This is a genomic window from Marinobacter nauticus ATCC 49840 (assembly GCF_000284615.1).
Taxonomy (GTDB): Bacteria; Pseudomonadota; Gammaproteobacteria; order Pseudomonadales; family Oleiphilaceae; genus Marinobacter; species Marinobacter nauticus.
This window is the reverse complement of sequence record NC_017067.1, coordinates 2,121,819-2,141,356: the sequence shown is the minus strand read 5'-3', so window position 1 is coordinate 2,141,356 and position 19,538 is coordinate 2,121,819. Positions and strand designations below refer to the sequence as shown.

Here is a 19,538-nt window from a genome sequence, read left to right as displayed (position 1 = left end):
TACTCACCCGAAAATGCTTTTATCCATCTCAAGCATTTTCTGGGCCAGTTTCTGGGCATCTACCTTGTAGGTGCCGTTCTCAAGAGCAGAACGAATCTGTTCGATGCGATCATCGTCCATTTCGGGGTAGTCCCCCAGCTTCTGCTCAAGTTGCTTCAGGTTTTTCGCCTGATTGCTCAGGTTCACGTTTTCGCCACGGGCAGCGGGGCTCTGGGCCTTGGCTTGCTCGCCTGTGGGCGCCTGTGACGTTTGATTGCCTGAGGCTTTGTCGGCCGTGGTGCGCGTGGTGTTGACCTGGCCGGGGCCAATTCCATTTAAGTCAACTGACATATCAATACCTGCTTGCCTGGGGCCACAAGAAAGTGGCGTATTCGGGTTTATATCTGCTTAACGGCAAATCCGCGCCATACTTTAGTTACAAAACGGAAAACATTTGCCGCTCTTGCTGTTTGCCGCCTTACATCGGAATTTCGACCCGCCCGGGGCCGACGGCACGAGCTTTGACTGTCCGGGACGAGCGGAGGTTTTCCACCAGTACCTGTTCTCCAACGCCCGCGCTCGCCAGCGCCTTACCGCGAGATGATACCGAAAATGAGCCTGAGCGTGCGGTGATAATAACATGGTCACCCCGCTCAATCGCGTTGGGAGCTTCAAGGAGATCCGGGGTCATTACCGTGCCGGCGTTCACCGGGCGGCGCATCATCATGCCTGAAACGGACTCTTTGCGGGTGAGTACGCCGCGACGACTGGCATTGATCTGCACCGAATTTACGGTGACCAGATCCGGCGTCAGGCGCTCTCCGCGCGCCAGGGGACGGGCTGCTATCAGGGCGGGGCCATGAACCTCGACGCTGGTGGTAACGTACATTCTCCAGGGTCGCTCACCACTGCAGGAAACCAGGACCGACGGGCTGGTGGTCTGTAGCGGATCGCCCGCAAACTCGGCGTTCAGCCCCTGGTTGCAGGCAGCAAGGGCGATGCGGCTGTCGATAGCGCCAACTTCGTAGCGGCTCGTGTAGCCATCGGCAGCAAGGGTTCTGGACCACTCTGCCAGGAACGTCTGGGCAGCGTCACGGATGGCTTCAGCACTGGTTCTCTCTGAAGACAGAGTGATTGGGCTCAGTGATAGACACAATGCAGCCAAAAAGATGATTCGCATACGCACCGGTTTGTCCTATGCTGTCTGTATCTGTGTGTATTGTCGAAATCCGCTAAGGATTCGGGTTTTCGGGCCGTTAACCGTTAACAGGTTTGCAGGCGTCAAAGATTTGTCTTGGACAGGCCTGAAAACACCTTACAAAGGTCAAAGCAATATTGATGCCGGTAAAGGCGCGCCAGGAGTAAAGCATCATGACAGGGGTACTCGACAGCGTTAATCAGCGAACGCAACTGGTCGGTAAGAACAGGCTGGAATTATTACTTTTTCGGCTCCGGGGGCAGCAGCTTTACGGTATCAACGTCTTCAAGATTAAAGAGGTGCTGCAATGCCCGAAATTATCCTCGATTCCCAACAGTAAAACGGTGGTGAGAGGCGTTTCTCATGTTCGGGGGGAGACCATTCCCATTATTGATCTGAGCATGGCGATAGGGCTCGCGGGCATACCGCAGGAGCAGTTAGCCACAAGCTTTGTGATCATTACGGAATACAATCGTAAGACGCAGGGTTTTCTCGTGGCCGGTGTCGAGAGAATCATGAATATGAATTGGGAGGATATTCTTCCGCCACCCAAGGGTGCGGGAAAGGATGTTTACCTGACTGCGGTGACGAAGATTGATGATAAGCTGGTAGAAATCATAGATGTAGAAAAGATTCTTGCAGAAGTTTCTCCGCTCAGGGAAGATGTTACGGAGGAGTTGGTTGCCAGGAGTGCCGAACGTGTGCCGGGCCACTTGCCTGTGCTGGTGGTGGATGACTCTTCGGTGGCTCGTCGGCAGATCGAGCGTTGCCTGACCGCTATAGGAATGGAAGTGGTTACCAAAAACGATGGCAAGCAAGCACTGCACTATCTCAAAGAGATAACTCAGGATGGATCGCGCGCAAATGATCACCTGTCTCTGATTATCTCTGACGTTGAGATGCCGGAAATGGACGGCTACACCCTGGTTACCAGAATCAAAGAAGATCCGGCTCTGAAAGATATGTACGTAATGCTGCACACCTCGCTGAGCGGTGTCTTCAACCGGGCGATGGTGCAGAAGGTGGGCGCAGACGATTTCATGGCGAAATTCAGCCCGGATGAGCTGGCCGAGCGAGTAATGGAAATTATTGATCAGCACTGATGCTCGGCTGATGGTTTCACCCACGAAGAGATCCAATGAAAGCGGACATAACGCCCCAGGAATACGAAGCCTTTAAAAAGTTCCTGCAGGATGCGTGCGGCATCCTGCTGGGTGATAACAAACAGTATCTTGTAAAGAGCAGGCTTCGGCGCATTCTCGAAGAAAATAGCCTGAATTCCCTTGGAGAGCTTCTGGAACGATTAAAGAGGCCTGGAAGGGCAGGCTTGCGCGAGGTGGTCATCGACGCGATGACGACCAACGAGACACTTTGGTTCAGGGACAACCATCCGTTCCGGATTCTGCAGGAAAAGCTCTTGCCAGAGTTTGCCGAGCGCAGTTCACTCCAGCCGTTAAGAATCTGGTCTTCTGCCTGTTCTACTGGCCAGGAGCCATACTCCGTAGCCATGGTGATTGACGAATTCCGCCGCTCCCGGCCGGGTAAGCTGCGGGATGTAAAAGTCACGGCAACGGACATTTCCAAAAGCGTGCTGGAGGTTGCCCGCAGAGGCGAGTATGAAATGATCGCCATTGGCCGCGGGCTGTCCCCGGAGCGTCAAAAGCACTTTTTTACCCCCTCGGCCAACGGTGGTTGGCAGATTCGACCGCAAATCAAATCCATGGTGGAATTCAAGGAATTGAACCTGCTGGATCGATACATGCTTGGCAAGTTCGACATCATCATGTGCCGGAATGTGCTGATCTATTTCTCAGCGGAACTGAAAAAGGACATTCTTACCCGGCTGCATGGTGCTCTGAACCCCGGAGGCTATCTGATTCTTGGTGCTTCTGAGTCTTTGAACGGGCTTCCCAATCTCTACGAAATGGTCCAGTGTCACCCTGGCATCATCTATCGCAAAAAATAGCCCGGAACTGTTCAATGCGGAGTAGGGGACCGATGTGGAGAATCTGAACCTCCGACATCTCTATTATTTCTGGGTAATCAGTCGCGAAGGCTCTATTGCCCGGGCGAGCGAGGTACTCGACCTGGCACCCCAGACCCTCAGTGGCCAGCTTGCGACCTTTGAAGGCGCGGTGGGCGGCCGGTTATTCAGCCGCGAGCGCCGGCAACTGGTACTCACAGAACTCGGCCATATGGTTCGCAGTTATGCCGATGAGATCTTCGAGCTGACCGGTCAGTTGTCTGAAACCCTGAGGGCGGGGCCTGAACATCGGCCGCTTTCCTTGTCTGCGGGCATATCGGCGTCTATCCACAAACTGATCGCCTATTACCTCCTTCATCCGGCGATGAAGCTGAACCGGCCCGTGCAACTGGAATGCCGGACCGGCCGGACGGAAGACCTTCTTCTCAGCCTCAAGCGGAAGGAGCTGGACGTGGTACTGACCGATAGAATGCCCCAGGCAGAATCTCCTGAGCGTTTTGCGGTTCATCCATTATCCCGGTCTACCATCAGCCTGTTTGCTGCACCCGAACTGGCGGAGCAACTCAAGACCGGCTTTCCTCACTCGCTCAATCACCAGCCGTTACTGGCGAACGCTACCGATGCGCCGTATTTCGAGAAACTGATGCACTGGTTCAATCTCAATAATGTCCGAATGAACCTGGTTGCCCGAGTCGATGACAGCGCCCTTATCAAGGTGTTTGGTCGGGAGGGACTTGGTGTGTTCGCGGCGCCTACGATGATTCAGGATGAAGTGTGCCGTCAGTATCAGGTGGCTCTGATTGCTTCGCTCGATGAGGTGACGGATCAGCTGTTTGCGGTCTCCCGAAGCCGAAAGCTCGCCCATGAGGGGGTAAGGGCAATTTGCGAGGCTCGTCAGGGGATCTTTGAGCGCTAGGCTTTTCGCTGTTAAAGCATCGAAAAATACGATGGTTTATGCTTAATAAAACTTATTTTATCGAAGCCTGCACTGCTCCATTATGGAATCGTATTCCGCAGTATCCAGAGGAGCGCAGCTATGAAAACGATTCACAAGTTCAGACTTGAGCCTGGTAAAGAGCCTACCACCCTGACCTTGAGAGAGGGTTATGAAGTGGTGCGCTGCGAGTATCTGGTGCCGCACAAAGCGGTCTTCCTTTGGGTACAGCAGCCTTTGAATGTAACCACGCCTACTGTGGAACGGCAGTTCCGGGTGGCAATGTCGGGTGAGCCGGTTCCCGATCGGTTCCAGTACATTGATACCGCGCTTGACCCGTTCGGCCCTGAGGCCTATCACGTCTTCGCGGTGCCGGCAGGTGAATTACACCTCACTGGTAATGGCCACGAGCGGGCCGGCGATGAAATGCTGGGTGGCGCTGGGTGGCAAGGGCGTTACGCGTCCTGAATATGATCGCTAGCAAGCAGCGTTGCACGCGCTCTTGGGCCCCATCTGGGGCCCTTTTTACGTTTCAGGGGAGTGGTTTACCGGTAAGTGGCCGGTTTTTACCCAGATGACCGTCTCCTGTTCAACAAACGGATGATGTTCGCTCATATGCGGGCTGCGAATCCAGCTTCCTGCGGGATACCGGCCGTGTTCATCACAGAATTCGCCCGACAGCACAAAGATCTCTTCTCCACCAAAGTGACGATGCGGCTGAAAGGTTTCGTTTGGCGGCCACTTCACCAGGGCAACGTGTTCATGTTCGAATTCGTGCAAAGGCATAACCTGTAAGCCGCCAATGCCGGGTAGCCAGTGGCTGGCATTGGTATCGATTCTGACCGTCGCGGTATCTCTCGGGTCGAACTGATGGAGTTTGACCAGCAGGGTGCAGCCCTCTTCACTGAACGGTGCGTGACTGCTGCCCGGAGGGTTCCGGATGTAGGTGCCGGCCGGATAGTGGCCGGTCTCGTCGGAAAAAACGCCTTCAAGCACCAGAATTTCTTCGCCCAGAGGGTGTTCGTGGGTAGAGAAGGAGGAACCGGGCTTATAGCGTACAACGCTGGTGGCGTGGCCCCGCTCCGCTTCCTCTCGGGCCAGTGGTTTGCGCTCAACGCCAGCGGCGGGGCTGGGCACCCAGTGCTGTTCGTGGGTGCGAATAACAACGCGCCGGGAAAAGTCCATGTTGAGCATAGTGTATCTACCTTCTGTCATTCACTTTATCAGGGCCTGAATGTCCCGGAAGTGTGGATGCTTGCAGTGAACCATCCACTCGAAGGCCACCATTTCCGTGGTAACAATGCGGGCGCCGCTCTGGTGCAGTCGATCCAGGGCAACGTCCCGGTCAAGTTCGCTACGGGATCCGGTGGCGTCTGCCACCACCCACACCTTATAGCCTGCATCCAGGAGGCTCAGGGCGGTCTGCAGCATACATACGTGGGTTTCGCAGCCCCCGATGACAATGTGTTGCCGGCCTTCGGGCAATTCGTCGATGAGTCCGTCCGGGCAGGCGTCGAAATGGGTTTTCTCCAGAGTTTTGTTGCACAGCTCCTTAACGCCTTCCAGATTCGGCCCAAGTTTTTCAGGTATCTGCTCAGTTGCAATTGCAGGTACGCCAAGCAGTCCCGCAATGGTTGCCAGTGTAATGCAACGCTCAGCAACCGCGTCGCTCTCGCTGATGGCGGGCATCAGCCGTTCCTGGACGTCAATGAGCAACAGGGTGGATTGGTCGGCTTTCATCAGCATGGTCATTCTCCGGAACGTGTTGAGCGGGTTTCCTGAAAGGATACGCCATGGACCCGGGGTTTGTTATGCCCGAGGCCGTCGTAAGGTCGTTCTGAAAAAATTTTTGATGAATTCAAAACATGGAGTTGCCAAACGCCGTCAAAACCATTAAAGTTTGCGCCCTCAAATGAGCGACGACATCGCTGATTTGAAACAGTTTATTGGAGAGGTGGCCGAGTGGCTGAAGGCGCACGCCTGGAAAGTGTGTATACGTTAATAGCGTATCGAGGGTTCGAATCCCTCCCTCTCCGCCAATACAAAACCCCAGCAGAAATGCTGGGGTTTTTTGTTGCCTGAATGGCAAGACGATAGCCCTGGCGAGTCGGGGCTATCGTGTCTTATCGGGTGGATTAAGTGACAGCTGCTCAGAAATTATACTGGGCCGCGAACATCAGACGATTGGCGTCACCTTCGTCACCGTTTACCTTCTTGACTTCATAGCGTCCGTACTCCGCACCCAGTGTTACGCTCTTCAATGGACTCCACTTATAGGTGATGAAAGCGTTGGTGTTGCGCTCGTGCTTATCTGCCACATTCAGCCCGTCTTCCTTGGCGTCATCCCAATCCATTGACGTCAGGCCATAGACCACGCTTAGCGCCCCGGGTCCGACTTTGAACGTTGCGCCCAGGTTCGCCCCGTATCCTGCAATGGTCTCAACGGAGTCCCCATTCAGGTAGGCATCCTCACCGTAGTAGTTGGTGCCAGAGCGCCACAGGTAGCCGTTGGCCCCTTCAGTGTAGTTAAGGTTGCCCTGAATACTCAGATCGTCGGTCAACTGATATCTGGCCGCACCGAAGACCGCGAAGCCGAGCGCCGAATCGTCTGTATCTCCATCATCATAGCCGACTTCCTGGATGAGGGCGGCAGTGGAATACTTCAGTGCTCCGGCACCGGATTCGTAACGCGTGGTCAGTGTTGGCAGGCCGTTTTTAGAGGATTCGTCCAGAATCTTGGACTTCGGGTCTTCTAAAGCAACGGAAAAACCGCCGGTGGTATAGCGAACCTGTGCGGTCCGGTTATAGAGTCCGGCATTGCCTGCGACCCCGTCCATCTCCAGGACTGATGTGTTGCCCACAAAGCTGTTGTAGTTAGACCAGGTGCGCCCGAGAGTCCAGTTTTTGTACTGACCGTAGGCGTGACGGAGACGCAGCTGACCGCCGCTGGCGCCACCGCGGAAATCGCCTTCAAGGTTAATCTTCAGGCCACTGGTGAGCTTCGTGGTGATGCCCAGGCGGGACTGAACGGCGTCAGCGCCAAAATAGCCACTGGCTTCGCTGTCTTCGGCAGCACCGGTGTTGACCTGGCTGAAGTCACCAGAACGAGTTCCGGTGTTTTTGCTGATGTCTTCATCAATGTCATACGACGCATTCAGGCGCGCATAACCGTAGATGTCGACGGTGGCGTCTTCAGTCTTGAATTCAATCGAAGAGGCGGGGTTGGCCATGCCCATCATTAATGCCCCGGACAGTACTGTGATCGAGACGGAGAGCTTGTTCTTTGTCATCGCTTATGCCTTTTCTGTGTTGTTTTTGCTGTTTTTCAGGGGGGCTGGGTCAGGAAAGGGCATCCTGGTGGCCCAGTCTCACCTGGGCCGGCAAGCTATCAATGACAAACTGTTCGCACAATTATCTAATTTGAATAAATAATATATCCAGATTGTATGGCCTCGAGTCTATTCCTCGGCAACCCCGAAGTGGCTTGGTGCGTTCAGCCCATCAAGGCTGTTCTCGTCAAACAGCGCGCGACCTTTCCATATTCCCTGCTTCACCTGCAGCGTCACCTGTTTCATGATCGTTTCGGCGAGTTTTAGCGTGGCAAGAGTCGGAGGCAGATCTCTGGGAGTGACGATTGACAGCGAGCGGAAGAGTGTCGGGTTGGTAATTGGAATTGCGATAACCTCGTCGCGCTCCAGCATTTCGTGGACGGAGGCATAGGACAGAACAGTGTACCCGAGGCCACGCCTTACAAGGTCTGTCATCAGCGGCCAGGCGTTAACCTCCATCGCCAGGCTCAGCTTTTGCTGAAGCTTCATCGCCTCGCGCTCCATGAGTTCCCGAAGACCGTGCTTTTCCTCCGGCATGATAAGAGGCAAATCCAGCACTTCGCTCAGCGACACACTGTCGCGACCGGACAGGGGGCTTGTGGGGTTGGCAATCAGGTAGAACCGTTCCTCCATAAGCGGTGTGTAGTGGAGGTGTTTCTGCTTGCCGTAGCTGTACGTAATTGCAAGGTCGACCCGGTGCTGGGCAACAAGTTGCTGCAAGGTGCCACTCATTGCTGATTTTACAGCCAGCGAAACCTGCGGATAAGACTGGCGGAACGCCTCAATGATGCCTCCGGAGAAGCTATAAGCTGCCGTTGGAAGAATGCCGAGAACCACCTGACCAGTCACCTCGCCGGCGATGGCCGAGACGGAGGCCTGGGTTCGCTCAAGATCCTGAAGAATGGCTTGAGCTTTCTGATATAGAAGTTCCCCGGCAGGCGTCAGGACAACGCCGCGACCGTGTCGCACAAAAACCTGGACGTTCAGTGCTTCTTCCATCAGGCGTATCTGGCGGCTCAGGGCTGGCTGAGCAATGAAAAGCTTTTCAGACGCCCGGCTGAAACTGCCGGTATTGGCAATGGTGAGAAACGTGTTCAGCTGTCGAAAATCGATCTTTATCTGAAGCGCCATGGCTTGCCCTTGAAGGTCGTAATGAGTGGCTTCCGGAAGTATAACCGAATTAGATAGATCATATAAAAAGCATATAATAGTGGTATTCATTGGCCGATGTTAAGGTGCTGCCCATAGAATGAGTTCCGGCGAGGCCCAGGCATCATGAGCGACGTGAATCGACAAACAGAGAACGAAGGACTGAGTGGTTTCAGAGACGTCCTTGGCTTTTCTCTTGTGGAGTGGCGTCAGGGCAGCGCGGTCATCGAAGCACCCGTCTCCAGTCAGCATATGAATCGGAATGGTTACGTGCACGGAGGCGTTGTCAGCTCACTTCTTGACTGTGCCGCGGGGTTGGCCGGGACATATTGCGAAATCGACGGCCATATTCGTCGTTGCAGTACGATTTCCCTGAATACGCAGTTCATGGCGCCCGTCCAGAGTGGCGTTATGGTCGCCTCCGCCCGCCAGCTAAGTCGCGGTAGAAAAATCTTCTTTGTTGAAGCGTCGGTAACCTGCGATGGCGTTTTGATTGCAACCGCCCAGGGATCCTTTCGTTACATCCTCGGAGGCGAACACCCACAGGGTGTTCCGGCACAATGAAATCGAGGCAACCAAAGGACAGGAACTGTGGTTGAGGTTCCGTTGTTCGCCTCACTGCGCTCTGTACTCGGGTATACCGCTCTGGCGTCAGCGGCGGCGGTATTCCTTCCCGGACATAGCCAGTTAACTGCGGGTCTCGCGATCCTGGTCATAGCGCTGGGGTGGCAAACCTTACGCCCGATTGCGCGGGTGATTGCGTCGTTGGTTGTCTGTGTTCTGCTTTTGGCCGGACTCTACAATGGCCAGGTTCTGAGCAGTGCCTTCGACGGGATGGCCGCCATTACCGGGCTGGTCCTCTCGGTTATGTTTTTGTCCTCCGTGCTTGGTAAATCCCGGGATCTTGAGGTGATATCACGAAGCCTTTTCCGGGGGCAGTCGCTGGTCCGCTATCTGGGGCTGAGTATCGGGACAAGCACGCTTTCTGTTCCCTTAAACTTTGGTTCTATCGGCCTGGTAGCGCCAATGATTGGTAGCCGGATTCGCAACGGGGGAGAGTCGATGGCAACCCGGAACGCCGCCCGCGCCGTTATTCGAGGGTTCGGAGCCTCGCCCATGGGCTCCCCATTGTCCGTGGCCGTGGTCATGACGGTTACGCTTCTTCCCGGCCTCGAGAGCTGGGATCTATTGGCGTGGAGTGTGCCTTTTGCATTGCTTTACCTCACCGTCGGCGCCTGTTTTCGGGAGAAAGAAATCTCGGATGAACCTGAGTCTTTTTCGCCACAAGACAGGCCGGAACCGCAGGCAAAGGTTGTCGGATCCTGGCTCCGGTTTTTGGGGCTCGCCCTTCTGATTTCGGGTTCTTCTTTCGTGTTGAACGCCTGGTTTGGATACCGGTATTCGCAGGCGGTCACGGTCAGTTGTCTTGCTGTTGCGGTCGTGATTCTGATCACCCAACGAGTACTGCAGCCGGGCGACGCACTGCCTTCGATGGCCAATGTTTCAAATGAGCTGGCCATCATGGGAGGCGCGTCGTTCCTTGGGGGGGCATTGGTGGCAACCGCCATGAACTCTCTGGGGAACGACGTCTTCCTGCCCGGCGCGGCCTACCCCCTGATTGCGCTATGTGTTCCCTGGCTTTTTTATCTCGGCGGCACCGTAGGGGTAAATCCAATCGTGTCGGCCACGGTCGTTGGCGGAATTCTGGGGCCAATCTGGCCTTTTGATGCGATTGTCGGACTTGGCTTGGCGATGGTGACCGGTTGGGGCATCACCATCGCGGGTACACCTTATTCCGCCAATGCGCTTCTGTTGGAGCGGTTCACCGCATACGGTGCTCGTCGCGCCGCGTACGGATGGAACCTGCGGTACTCGTTACTATTTCTCGGGCTAAGCGGCTGTCTATGCGCAGCTCTCGTTTACAGTGCGCTTCGATAGCGCGGTTTTCATACGTTGTTAGGAACATGGGAGGCCGGAATGGCACTAGATCAAGAAACCCTGAATCAGTTTGTCGACAGTGTGCGTCGCTATGTCCGGGATCGATTGGTTCCACTGGAGATGCAGGTCGCGGAAGAAGACCGGATTCCCGATGATGTCATTGACGAGCTGAAGGAGTTGGGACTCTTTGGCCTCTCCATTCCGGAGGAGTTCGGCGGGCTGGGACTAAACATGGCGGAAGAGGCGGCCATTATTCAGGAGATGGGCTATACCTCGCCGGTCTTTCGTTCCATGTTTGGTACCAACGTGGGTATTGGTTCTCAAGGCATCATTATTGATGGAACGGCGGAGCAAAAAGCCCGCTACCTGCCGAAGCTTGCGACGGGTGAATTGATCGGTTCCTTCGCCCTGACTGAAGCAGACGCTGGTTCCGACGCAGGGTCCGTGATGACTTCGGCGCGGCGGGAAGGCGACGACTACATCATCAATGGCGCCAAACGCTACATTACCAACGCACCCCGTGCGGGTGTGTTCACTGTGATGGCCCGGACGGGCCGTAAAGAGGACGGCGGGCGAGGTGTCTCAGCGTTCCTGGTGGACGCGGATCTTCCGGGCATCAGCCTGGGCAAACCCGATAAGAAAATGGGGCAGAAGGGAGCCCATACCTGCGATGTGATGTTTGACAACGTGCGGGTGCCAGCCTCAGCCCTGATCGGCGGTGTCGAAGGGCAGGGGTTCAAGACCGCCATGAAGGTACTTGATCGTGGGCGTCTGCACATCAGTGCACTGAGTGTTGGTACCGCCAAACGCCTGATTGATGAGAGTCTCGCCTATTCATCACAGCGCAAGCAATTTGGTACCGAAATCGCGAACTTCCAGCTTGTCCAGGCCATGCTTGCGGATAGCCAGACCGAATATTACGCGGGCAAATGCATGGTTGAAGAAACCGCACGTTCCTATGACGCGGGGCAACCTGTGTCTATGAACGCTGCAAGCTGCAAGCTGTTCTGTACGGAAATGGTTGGCCGCGTTGCGGACCGCGCCGTACAGATTCACGGTGGTGCGGGCTACATCAGCGAGTATTGCGTTGAGCGTTTCTATCGCGATGTCCGGTTGTTCCGCCTGTATGAGGGAACCTCCCAGATACAGCAGTTGGTGATTGCCAAGCAGATGCTTCGCAACGCGACGGGTTCACTATGAGTCGCGAGTCAGCTATGTCCGGTCCTTTAGCAGGTATTCGCGTTCTCGATCTGTCACGCGTGATGGCGGGTCCCTGGTGTACTCAGATCCTTGCGGATCTTGGCGCGGAGGTCATCAAGATTGAGCGCCCGGGGTTGGGCGACGATACCCGGCACTGGGGCCCTCCCTGGTTGAAAGACAAAGAGGGTAATCCAACCAGACAGTCGGCTTACTATTTGTCGGCCAATCGCGGCAAGCATTCGGTAACCGTTGATCTGGGACAGCCCGAAGGTCAGAAGCTGATCCGGGAGCTGGCGGCTGAATGCGATGTGTTGGTTGAAAACTTCAAGACTGGCGGGCTTGCCAGAAAGGGGCTGGGCTACGAATCCCTTTGTGAGACGAATCCGGGCCTTATCTATTGCTCTGTCACCGGCTTTGGTCATACCGGACCTATGGCAAGTTACGCAGGGTACGACTACCTGATTCAGGCACAATCCGGGCTCATGAGCATTACCGGTGCGGCCGATGGCCAACCCGGGGCCGGACCTCAGCGCGTGGGCATGGCTGTAGCCGACCTGACTACGGGGATGAATGCGGTCATCGCCATCCTGTCTGCCTTGCACCATCGAACGAAAACCGGTGAGGGCCAGCACATTGATATGGCATTGCTGGATGTGCAGGTCAGTTGGCTTGCGAATCAGGCATTGAACTATTTCTGCAGTGGGGATGTTCCCGGGCGCACGGGCGAATACCACCCTAATCTGGCCCCTTATCAACCGTTTCCGACGAAAGATGGTCAGGTCATTATTGCCGTTGGGAATGATGGTCAGTTCCAGCGCTTGTGTCAGGCCATGGGGCGCCCTGAGCTGGCGGAGGATGAACGTTTCTCAAGCAATCCTCAGCGGGTGCTTCACCGGCCGGAGCTGGTTGGCAAGTTGTGTGAAATCACCCGTACACGAACGAGCCGGGAGTGGATGGATTCGCTGGTAAACGTCCACGTGCCTTGTGGGCCAATCCAGAACATTGCTGAAGTCTTCGAGGACCCACAGGTCCTGGCCAGGGAGATGAAGCTTGAGCTGGAGCATCCGGTTGTGGGCAAGGTGCCAGGCATTGCCAACCCGATAAAGTTCTCCAAAACGCCCCAGAACTATCGTAAAGCGCCTCCGCTGCTCGGCGAGGACACAGATGCGGTGCTTGCCCGGGTATTGGGAAAAAACGCCGAAGATATTCAGAAACTCCGATCCAGCGGCATTCTTTGATGCCAGTGGTCCGGTTTTCTCCAGAGCCGGTTCCTGCGCTTTGATTCGGGTGCCGGCTCTTTTTCCGAGGAGACACAATTTCATGTTGGTGAAATACGAACGTATCGATGAACTGGGTGTTATTACTATCAGTAACCCCCCGGTTAATGCACTGTCCCACGGTGTCCGCAGCGGTATTCTCGAGGCGGTCAATCAGGCTCAGGCTGATGATTCCAGGGCAATCCTCATTCTTTGTGAGGGGCGTACCTTTGTGGCGGGCGCGGACATCAGTGAATTTGGCAAGCCCATTCAGGAGCCGTCGTTGCCGAAGGTGAATGCGGCGATTGAGGCGTCAAACAAGCCGGTGATTGCCGCGATCCACGGTACAGCGCTCGGTGGTGGGTTTGAGCTTACGCTGAGTTGCCACTACCGCTGTGCATTGCCCTCAGCGTTTGTCGGTTTACCGGAGGTTACCCTTGGATTGTTACCCGGGGCGGGCGGTACGCAGCGTGTTCCACGCTTGATAGGTATAAAGGCAGCACTTGACCTGATGACCAGTGGCGAAAAAGTGCCAGCCGAACAGGCGCGGGAGCTGGGGCTGATTGACCGGGTTCTTGAGGGCGACTTGAGAGAAGGCGCGCTGAACTATGCCCGCGATTGCCTGGCTGGCGGCCTGGGCGTCCGCAGAATTCGTGATATGCAGATACCCGTGGATAGCGGAGACCAACAGACCCTGGACGCTTACCGAAACCAACTGGCTAAAAGGAAGCGAGGACAGGAAGCGCCTCAACGTATTGTCGACTGCGTCGAAATTGCTCTTAACCGGCCGTTTGATGAGGGGCTTGCCTTTGAGCGTTCGCAGTTTGTGGAATGCACCCAGTCCGACCAGTCAGCGGCGCTAAGGCATTTGTTTTTTGCAGAGCGTAAGGCACTGAAAGTACCTGATCTGGACCCGGAGGCCCACGCCCGTGACATATCCCGAGTAGGTATCATTGGTGCGGGCACAATGGGGGGCGGCATTGCCATGGCCTTCGCCAATGCTGGTATTCCGGTGATGCTCCTGGAACTCAATCAGGAAGGGCTTGATCGGGGGCTGACTCTGATTTCCGAGAACTATGGGCGCTCGGTCAGTCGAGGAAAACTGTCAACCAGCGAAGCGGCATCCCGGAAGGCGCTCATCACCGGAAGCATAAATTATGAGGACCTTGCCAAGGTCGACCTGGTGATAGAGGCCGTTTTCGAAAGCATGGATGTGAAGAAGCAGGTGTTCCAGCGACTGGATGAGGTCTGTCGCCCCGGGACCATTCTGGCGACCAATACTTCCTACCTCGACGTCAATGAGATTGCGTCTGCGACTTCGCGGCCTGGAGATGTGGTGGGTCTTCATTTCTTCAGTCCGGCAAACATAATGAAACTGCTGGAGGTGGTCAGGGCAGAACAAACCGCGGATGATGTTATTGCGACCGCGATGGCTCTGGGTAAACGACTCCGCAAGGTGCCAGTGTTGTCACGTGTGTGTTACGGATTCATTGGCAACCGGATGCTGAGGCAATACGCCAAAGAGGCTCAGTTGTGCATGATTGAGGGGGCTACGCCGGAACAGATTGACGGAGCCCTGACGGATTTCGGGATGGCAATGGGGCCGCTCGCAGTCGGCGATCTGGCGGGGCTGGATATCGGCTACAAGGCGCGGCAGGCTCTGACCAGCGAGCAAAAAGGTGATCCTCGTACCTACTGTATTGCTGATGCGCTGGTCGAATCCGGTCGCCTGGGACAGAAGACCGGCGCGGGATACTATCGCTACGATCCGGACACACGGGCAAGGTATTCGGATCCGCAAGTGTCGGAAGTAATCAAGCGTGAGGCTTCACGATATGGTGTGTCGCAACGCCTGTTTACCAAAGAGGAAATCCAGGATCGACATATTCTGTCTCTGGTTAATGAGGGCTTTCGAATCCTTGAGGAAGGCATTGCTCAGCGTCCGGGGGACATCGATCTGGTCTATGTTCATGGCTACGGCTTCCCATCATATCGCGGTGGCCCGATGTTCTATGCCAGCCAAAGAGGATTGGGCTCGGTCTTTGATCGCCTTGAGGCATTGGCCGCAAGCTCGGGAGAGCTCTATTGGAAGCCTGCGCCTTTTTTAAAACGTCTGGTGGAGCAAGGTCAGACCCTGGAGGAATGGATGGCCAGCAGAACCTGAGACATGTAGACGACAGACACGAAAGCGGGATGATGATGTTGTCCCGCTGTTCCTGCTAGAGCCGCTTGCATAGCCCTATTGGGGCTGGCATCATCCCGCACCTGATTGTGACCGATTATCGAACGATCGGTTGGTGCTTGTACTATTCAAAGGGATGGATTCGGTGGGTCGCGATAGCGAGGGTAGTGTGTCTGTAGACAAAGAGTTCCTGACGACCTTTGCACGCGGTCTGGAGGTTATTCGTTCTTTCGACACGGACACCCCGTCAATGTCGCTGTCTGCCGTGGCAGAAAAGAACAATCTGTCCCGGGCCGCCGCTCGCCGATTTTTGCTCACGTTACAGAAACTTGGTTATGTCACCCAGGACGACAAGAAGTTCAGGCTGACCGCCAAGGTTCTGGAGTTGGGCTATTCCTTTCTTGCTTCGCTGGATTTTTCGGAAACGATCACGCCTTTCATGGAAGAGGTCTCCTACCAGTTGGGTGAGTCCTGTTCTGCACTGGTACTTGATGGCGTAGATATTGTTTACGTTGCGCGGATTCCACGCCGGGGACTCATTCCCATTAATTTGCAGATTGGTGCGCGTCTGCCAGCCTATGCGACCTCTGGAGGCCGGGTACTGCTTGCCTCGCTGCCGGCCCAGGAACTTGACCAGGTGATTCGGGATACCCGTTTCGAAAAACTGACAGCCTATACGAAAGGCCCTGATGAGCTTCGCGCCGAACTCGAGAAGATTCGGATGAACGGCTACGCCGTTGTTGATCAGGAACTGGAACTCGGCATGCGAGCATTAGCTGTTCCGGTTTTTGATCGAAGGGGCAGGGCACGGTTTGCGCTTAACTCCAGCAGCCACGTCAGCACGGTCTCAATTGACCGAATCATCGACGAGTATGTGCCAATCATGCAAAGCGCATCTCGAAAAATCACTGAAGTTCTGCCCTGATAGAGTGGCTTTTGGGCCATTCTGACACACCTCTGCTACCGCTCCTGTTTCTGGTTATCACCGCGAGGGCCTGATCTGGCCCTCGTCATATCCTCGCCTGAGCTGTTGCTTCTTCAGGTTTCCCGAACCTGCCGTCGGTGGTTATTACTGACTTGCACATAAAAAATTCTTGCACGCCTGTGATGAATATGTGAGATTACTCCCGCGAACATTATTCGAACATAAGTTCGATATGCGAACAACGAAATGACCAACGAGGATAATCACAAAAATGATCGAATTATTTGGGCTTCGTCTGAAACGTAGTGTGCTCGGCGCGGTAACTGCTGTATCTCTGGCTTGTGGTGGTCTGGCTCAGGCCGAAGAGTGGCCTGACGATAACATTCGATTGGTCGTACCTTACTCTGCTGGTGGTACGACGGACCTGCTTTCGAGAAAAGTGGCAGACCTGCTTCAGCGTGAGTTGAGCACGGTGGTGGTTGAGAACCGTCCTGGTGCTGGCTCGACGGTTGCTACCGGCCAGTTGGCTCGTGGTGGGCGCGGTTCCGACCATATGCTTCTAATGGCATCCCCGGGGCACACCATCGGCGCGTCTCTCTATCCGAATCTGCGATACGATCCAGTTGCTGACTTTGCGTTCATTCGCAACGTAATCAATATTCCGAATGTGATGGTTGTCCCTGCGAGTAGTCCGTACAACACCGTTGCGGAATTTGTTGAAGCCGCGCGGGAACAGCAGCTTTCTTTCAGCTCTCCGGGCATTGGAAGCTCTATTCACATGTCTGGTGAGCTGTTCAAGAACCTGACGAAGACGCAACTGGTTCATGTGCCTTTCCGAGGTTCCGGTGAAGCGCTGCCCGCCCTGCTGGCGGGTGATGTTGACGTTGCGTTTGAGAATATGCCGACCGTTTATCCGCATATTCAGTCTGGAAAACTCAAAGCCCTGGCGGTTACCACACCACAGGAGTCTGAGTTTCTACCGGGAGTTCCCACCATGCAGCAGGCTGGCGCCGGGTATGGTCTTGAGGATTACGAAACGTCTGCCTGGTTCGGTCTGATTGCTCACAAATCCTTCCCCGAGTCCGGCCTTGAAAAGTTGGAGTTGGCGCTGGAGAAGATTATGTCTGGTGATGACTTCCAGAACTTCCTGCCTCAGTTTGGAGCGGTAGCGGGTGAAGAGGTCGGAGAAGACTTCCGCGCGATGGTAAAGAGCGAGCTTGCTAAGTGGTCCGAAGTCGCTGAACAGGCGAACCTGAAACGTTAAAAAAGAATTGCCGTATCGGGCGGGACAGTGCCATTTGGTCGTCCCGCCTTTTTCTTTGAGGCTGAACTGCAGAGGTCATCATGGAACTGTCAGACGATCAATCCACCCACACTGCTAACGACGAATACGGTCGGTTGAATCCCAACTCGTTACTGGGTGGGCTGTTTTTCGTGGTGTCGCTGGTTTTTCTGTTTTATGTAATTCCGAATTACATCAACTTGCCACCCTATATGCAGCATCCATTGCTGTCCCCCCGGTTTTTGCCGCAATTGGCGGGCTGGCTGGTTTTGATTCTGGCGTTTGTCCTGATGGTTAACGGTTTGTTGTACCCGCCAAAGCGTGAGGAGGCCGATGAACTGCGGCAGGGTGTGCCCGTTCTTCGTCAGGTTTTGATGCTGGCGGCCGGCGCTATTTACGCGGTTTTCTTCGAACAATTTGGGGCCATCGGAAGCGGAATATTCGCAAGTGTTCTGCTTTTCATGGCCAGCGGTCTGAAAAGCGCCTGGATCTATGTATTGGCAGTGCTGTTTCCTGTTGTTGTCTCGCTTCTCTTTATTCACGTCCTGAATGTGCCCCTGCCCGTAGGAACGCTCTGGGAAGCTCTCCTTCAATTTTAAGGGCTGTTCGCCGGGTGATTTGACCATCCGGTGTCAGCATAAAGCTATTTGTCTGAGGTCAGACAGAACGTTTTAGGTTAATAGCAATGGAAAACATATCAGAAGTTCTGACGCTCTTTCTGAGTATTGATAATTTTATGGCCATAGCGGCCGGTGTGCTGATTGGCGTTGTGGTAGGCGCGATTCCAGGATTAACAGCGACCATGGCGGTTGCGTTGGCCCTGCCTTTCACCTTCTCGATGGAGCCAGTTACCGCGATCCTTTTGTTGGTTGGGATATACAAAGGGGGCATGTATGGAGGCTCTATTACCGCCATTCTTATAAGAACTCCGGGATCTCCAGCAGCCGCTTGTACATTGCTTGACGGCTACCCGATGGCGCAACAGGGCCAGGCTAAGAAAGCCCTGAAAACCGCCTTGTATTCCTCGGTTGTTGCCGATCTTATCTCCAATGTTGCGCTGATCTTCTTCGCGGCTTACCTGGCGAAAATCGCACTGAATTTCGGGCCGCCTGAATACTTCTGGTTGATCTGCTTCTCTCTGACCATCATTGTCTCGGTGTCCGGCAACTCTGCGATTAAAGGGCTAATTGCTGCCGGGTTGGGCATCATCATTTCCACAATCGGACTGGACGCGGTTTATGGTACGCAGCGTCTGACCTTCGACAATTACAACCTGATGGATCGAGTCTCCTTTATACCGCTACTGATCGGTTTGTTTGCCATTCCCGAAGTCATCGATTTCTATACCTCCAGGGTCGCGCCCCATATTCGTACAGCGGTATCTGGCGCCTCTCTGACGTGGAAGGAGTTCAAAGGCTCCCTGAAAACCGTCATTCGCGGCAGTGTCATTGGGGTCATTATTGGAGCCATCCCGGGCACCGGGGCAACATCTGCAGCCTTTATCTCCTACAGTGAGGCGAAGCGAACCTCTCCCCGAAAGGATAACTTTGGCAAAGGTGAGGTTGAAGGCGTGGCCGCGGCTGAAGCCGGAAATAACGGGGTCGCCGGAGCAACGCTGATTCCGCTGCTATCGCTGGGCATTCCCGGTGATGTGATAACGGCGATTATTCTGGGTGCATTCATGATTCATGGCCTGACACCGGGCCCCGTGCTGTTTCAGGAAAACCTGCCCCTGGTCTACGCGCTGTTCTGCGGTATTCTGGTCAGCTCGTTTGTGCTGGTTTTTGTCGGCAACGCCGCTATCCGGTATTTTTCGATTATCGCGGATATTCCCAAAACCATCCTGCTACCTATTGTGCTGATGTTCTGTATTTATGGTGCTTACGCCGTGAACAACAGCACCTTCGATATTGGGCTGATGCTGGCGTTCGGTGTTCTCGGTTTTCTGTTTAACCGAACTGGGGTTGCTGCCGCTCCGTTCCTGATCGGGTTTATACTCGGGCCAATGTTCGAGGATAACCTCAGGCGTACTCTGCTGATCAGTAAAGGTGACCCGACTATCTTCTTCAGGGGGCCTATCGCCTGGGTTTTCATTATGCTCACAGTTGCCTCGGTAGCCTTCGCTTTCCGGCGTTACTGGATTGCCCGGAGAGAGCAGGCCTGACCATGTGGCCTGCGTCAT

The 19,538-nt window shown here is 54.8% G+C and carries 19 protein-coding genes and 1 tRNA gene; 14 read left to right on the top strand and 6 right to left on the bottom strand.

Going from position 1 to position 19,538, the window contains the following annotated elements; translation table 11 throughout:
- Window positions 1–3 precede the first annotated feature (3 nt).
- On the bottom strand, window positions 4–330 hold the full coding sequence (gene flgM / locus MARHY_RS09980) for a flagellar biosynthesis anti-sigma factor FlgM (RefSeq protein ID WP_011784682.1): 327 nt from the start codon (window positions 328–330) through the stop codon (window positions 4–6).
- Between the two features lie 127 nt (window positions 331–457).
- The gene (flgA, locus tag MARHY_RS09975) at window positions 458–1,165 is read right to left on the bottom strand and encodes a flagellar basal body P-ring formation chaperone FlgA (RefSeq protein WP_014421702.1); all 708 of its coding nucleotides are present in this window, start codon (window positions 1,163–1,165) and stop codon (window positions 458–460) included.
- A 185-nt stretch (window positions 1,166–1,350) separates the two neighbouring features.
- Here flgA and MARHY_RS09970 point away from each other — a divergent pair, with 185 nt between their 5' ends.
- From MARHY_RS09970 to MARHY_RS09955, 4 genes are all read left to right on the top strand, one after another.
- Window positions 1,351–2,280: a chemotaxis protein CheV gene (locus MARHY_RS09970; protein WP_011784684.1), complete on the top strand. Its 930-nt coding sequence runs from the start codon at window positions 1,351–1,353 to the stop codon at window positions 2,278–2,280.
- 35 nt (window positions 2,281–2,315) lie between these two features.
- Entirely contained in the window at window positions 2,316–3,143 is an 828-nt protein-coding gene (locus MARHY_RS09965; protein WP_014421701.1) for a CheR family methyltransferase, read from the top strand.
- A 34-nt stretch (window positions 3,144–3,177) separates the two neighbouring features.
- Window positions 3,178–4,077 carry a LysR family transcriptional regulator gene (locus MARHY_RS09960; RefSeq protein ID WP_014421700.1) on the top strand — a complete coding sequence of 300 codons (900 nt, stop codon included), beginning with the start codon at window positions 3,178–3,180 and terminating at the stop codon, window positions 4,075–4,077.
- A 120-nt stretch (window positions 4,078–4,197) separates the two neighbouring features.
- Complete coding sequence (locus MARHY_RS09955) at window positions 4,198–4,563, top strand: DUF7352 domain-containing protein (protein WP_014421698.1); 366 nt, start codon at window positions 4,198–4,200, stop codon at window positions 4,561–4,563.
- Window positions 4,564–4,620: 57 nt separating this feature from the next.
- On the opposite strand, the gene MARHY_RS09950 is transcribed toward MARHY_RS09955, so the two are convergent.
- Window positions 4,621–5,289 (bottom strand): cupin domain-containing protein, encoded by a 669-nt coding sequence (locus MARHY_RS09950; protein WP_014421697.1) that lies wholly within the window; start codon window positions 5,287–5,289, stop codon window positions 4,621–4,623.
- A 21-nt stretch (window positions 5,290–5,310) separates the two neighbouring features.
- Entirely contained in the window at window positions 5,311–5,841 is a 531-nt protein-coding gene (locus MARHY_RS09945) for an isochorismatase family protein (RefSeq protein WP_014421696.1), read from the bottom strand.
- Between the two features lie 202 nt (window positions 5,842–6,043).
- Here MARHY_RS09945 and MARHY_RS09940 point away from each other — a divergent pair.
- Window positions 6,044–6,134, top strand: a tRNA-Ser gene (locus MARHY_RS09940).
- Between the two features lie 111 nt (window positions 6,135–6,245).
- Here the strand turns inward: MARHY_RS09940 and MARHY_RS09935 are convergent.
- Window positions 6,246–7,385: a DcaP family trimeric outer membrane transporter gene (locus MARHY_RS09935; RefSeq protein WP_041654759.1), complete on the bottom strand. Its 1,140-nt coding sequence runs from the start codon at window positions 7,383–7,385 to the stop codon at window positions 6,246–6,248.
- 168 nt (window positions 7,386–7,553) lie between these two features.
- Window positions 7,554–8,555, bottom strand: coding sequence for a LysR family transcriptional regulator (locus tag MARHY_RS09930; protein WP_014421693.1), 1,002 nt, complete (start codon window positions 8,553–8,555; stop codon window positions 7,554–7,556).
- Window positions 8,556–8,699: 144 nt separating this feature from the next.
- On the opposite strand from MARHY_RS09930, the gene MARHY_RS09925 reads away from it, so the two are divergent.
- The 9 genes from MARHY_RS09925 to MARHY_RS09885 all read left to right on the top strand — a co-directional run bounded on the left by MARHY_RS09925 (window position 8,700) and on the right by MARHY_RS09885 (window position 19,520).
- On the top strand, window positions 8,700–9,137 hold the full coding sequence (locus tag MARHY_RS09925) for a PaaI family thioesterase (RefSeq protein ID WP_014421692.1): 438 nt from the start codon (window positions 8,700–8,702) through the stop codon (window positions 9,135–9,137).
- A 27-nt stretch (window positions 9,138–9,164) separates the two neighbouring features.
- Window positions 9,165–10,511, top strand: a complete 1,347-nt coding sequence (locus MARHY_RS09920) for a hypothetical protein (protein WP_014421691.1) — start codon at window positions 9,165–9,167, stop codon at window positions 10,509–10,511.
- A 39-nt stretch (window positions 10,512–10,550) separates the two neighbouring features.
- A complete protein-coding gene (locus MARHY_RS09915; RefSeq protein ID WP_014421690.1) occupies window positions 10,551–11,711 on the top strand; it encodes an acyl-CoA dehydrogenase family protein in 1,161 nt (386 codons plus the stop codon).
- A 14-nt stretch (window positions 11,712–11,725) separates the two neighbouring features.
- Window positions 11,726–12,949: a CaiB/BaiF CoA transferase family protein gene (locus MARHY_RS09910; protein ID WP_041655529.1), complete on the top strand. Its 1,224-nt coding sequence runs from the start codon at window positions 11,726–11,728 to the stop codon at window positions 12,947–12,949.
- 82 nt (window positions 12,950–13,031) lie between these two features.
- On the top strand, window positions 13,032–15,131 hold the full coding sequence (locus MARHY_RS09905; RefSeq protein WP_014421688.1) for a 3-hydroxyacyl-CoA dehydrogenase NAD-binding domain-containing protein: 2,100 nt from the start codon (window positions 13,032–13,034) through the stop codon (window positions 15,129–15,131).
- A 187-nt stretch (window positions 15,132–15,318) separates the two neighbouring features.
- Window positions 15,319–16,074, top strand: coding sequence for an IclR family transcriptional regulator domain-containing protein (locus tag MARHY_RS09900; protein ID WP_023008243.1), 756 nt, complete (start codon window positions 15,319–15,321; stop codon window positions 16,072–16,074).
- A 271-nt stretch (window positions 16,075–16,345) separates the two neighbouring features.
- Window positions 16,346–17,338, top strand: a complete 993-nt coding sequence (locus tag MARHY_RS09895) for a Bug family tripartite tricarboxylate transporter substrate binding protein (protein ID WP_014421686.1) — start codon at window positions 16,346–16,348, stop codon at window positions 17,336–17,338.
- 80 nt (window positions 17,339–17,418) lie between these two features.
- A complete protein-coding gene (locus MARHY_RS09890) occupies window positions 17,419–17,955 on the top strand; it encodes a tripartite tricarboxylate transporter TctB family protein (RefSeq protein WP_014421685.1) in 537 nt (178 codons plus the stop codon).
- 86 nt (window positions 17,956–18,041) lie between these two features.
- The gene (locus MARHY_RS09885; RefSeq protein ID WP_014421684.1) at window positions 18,042–19,520 is read left to right on the top strand and encodes a tripartite tricarboxylate transporter permease; all 1,479 of its coding nucleotides are present in this window, start codon (window positions 18,042–18,044) and stop codon (window positions 19,518–19,520) included.
- Window positions 19,521–19,538 lie beyond the last annotated feature (18 nt).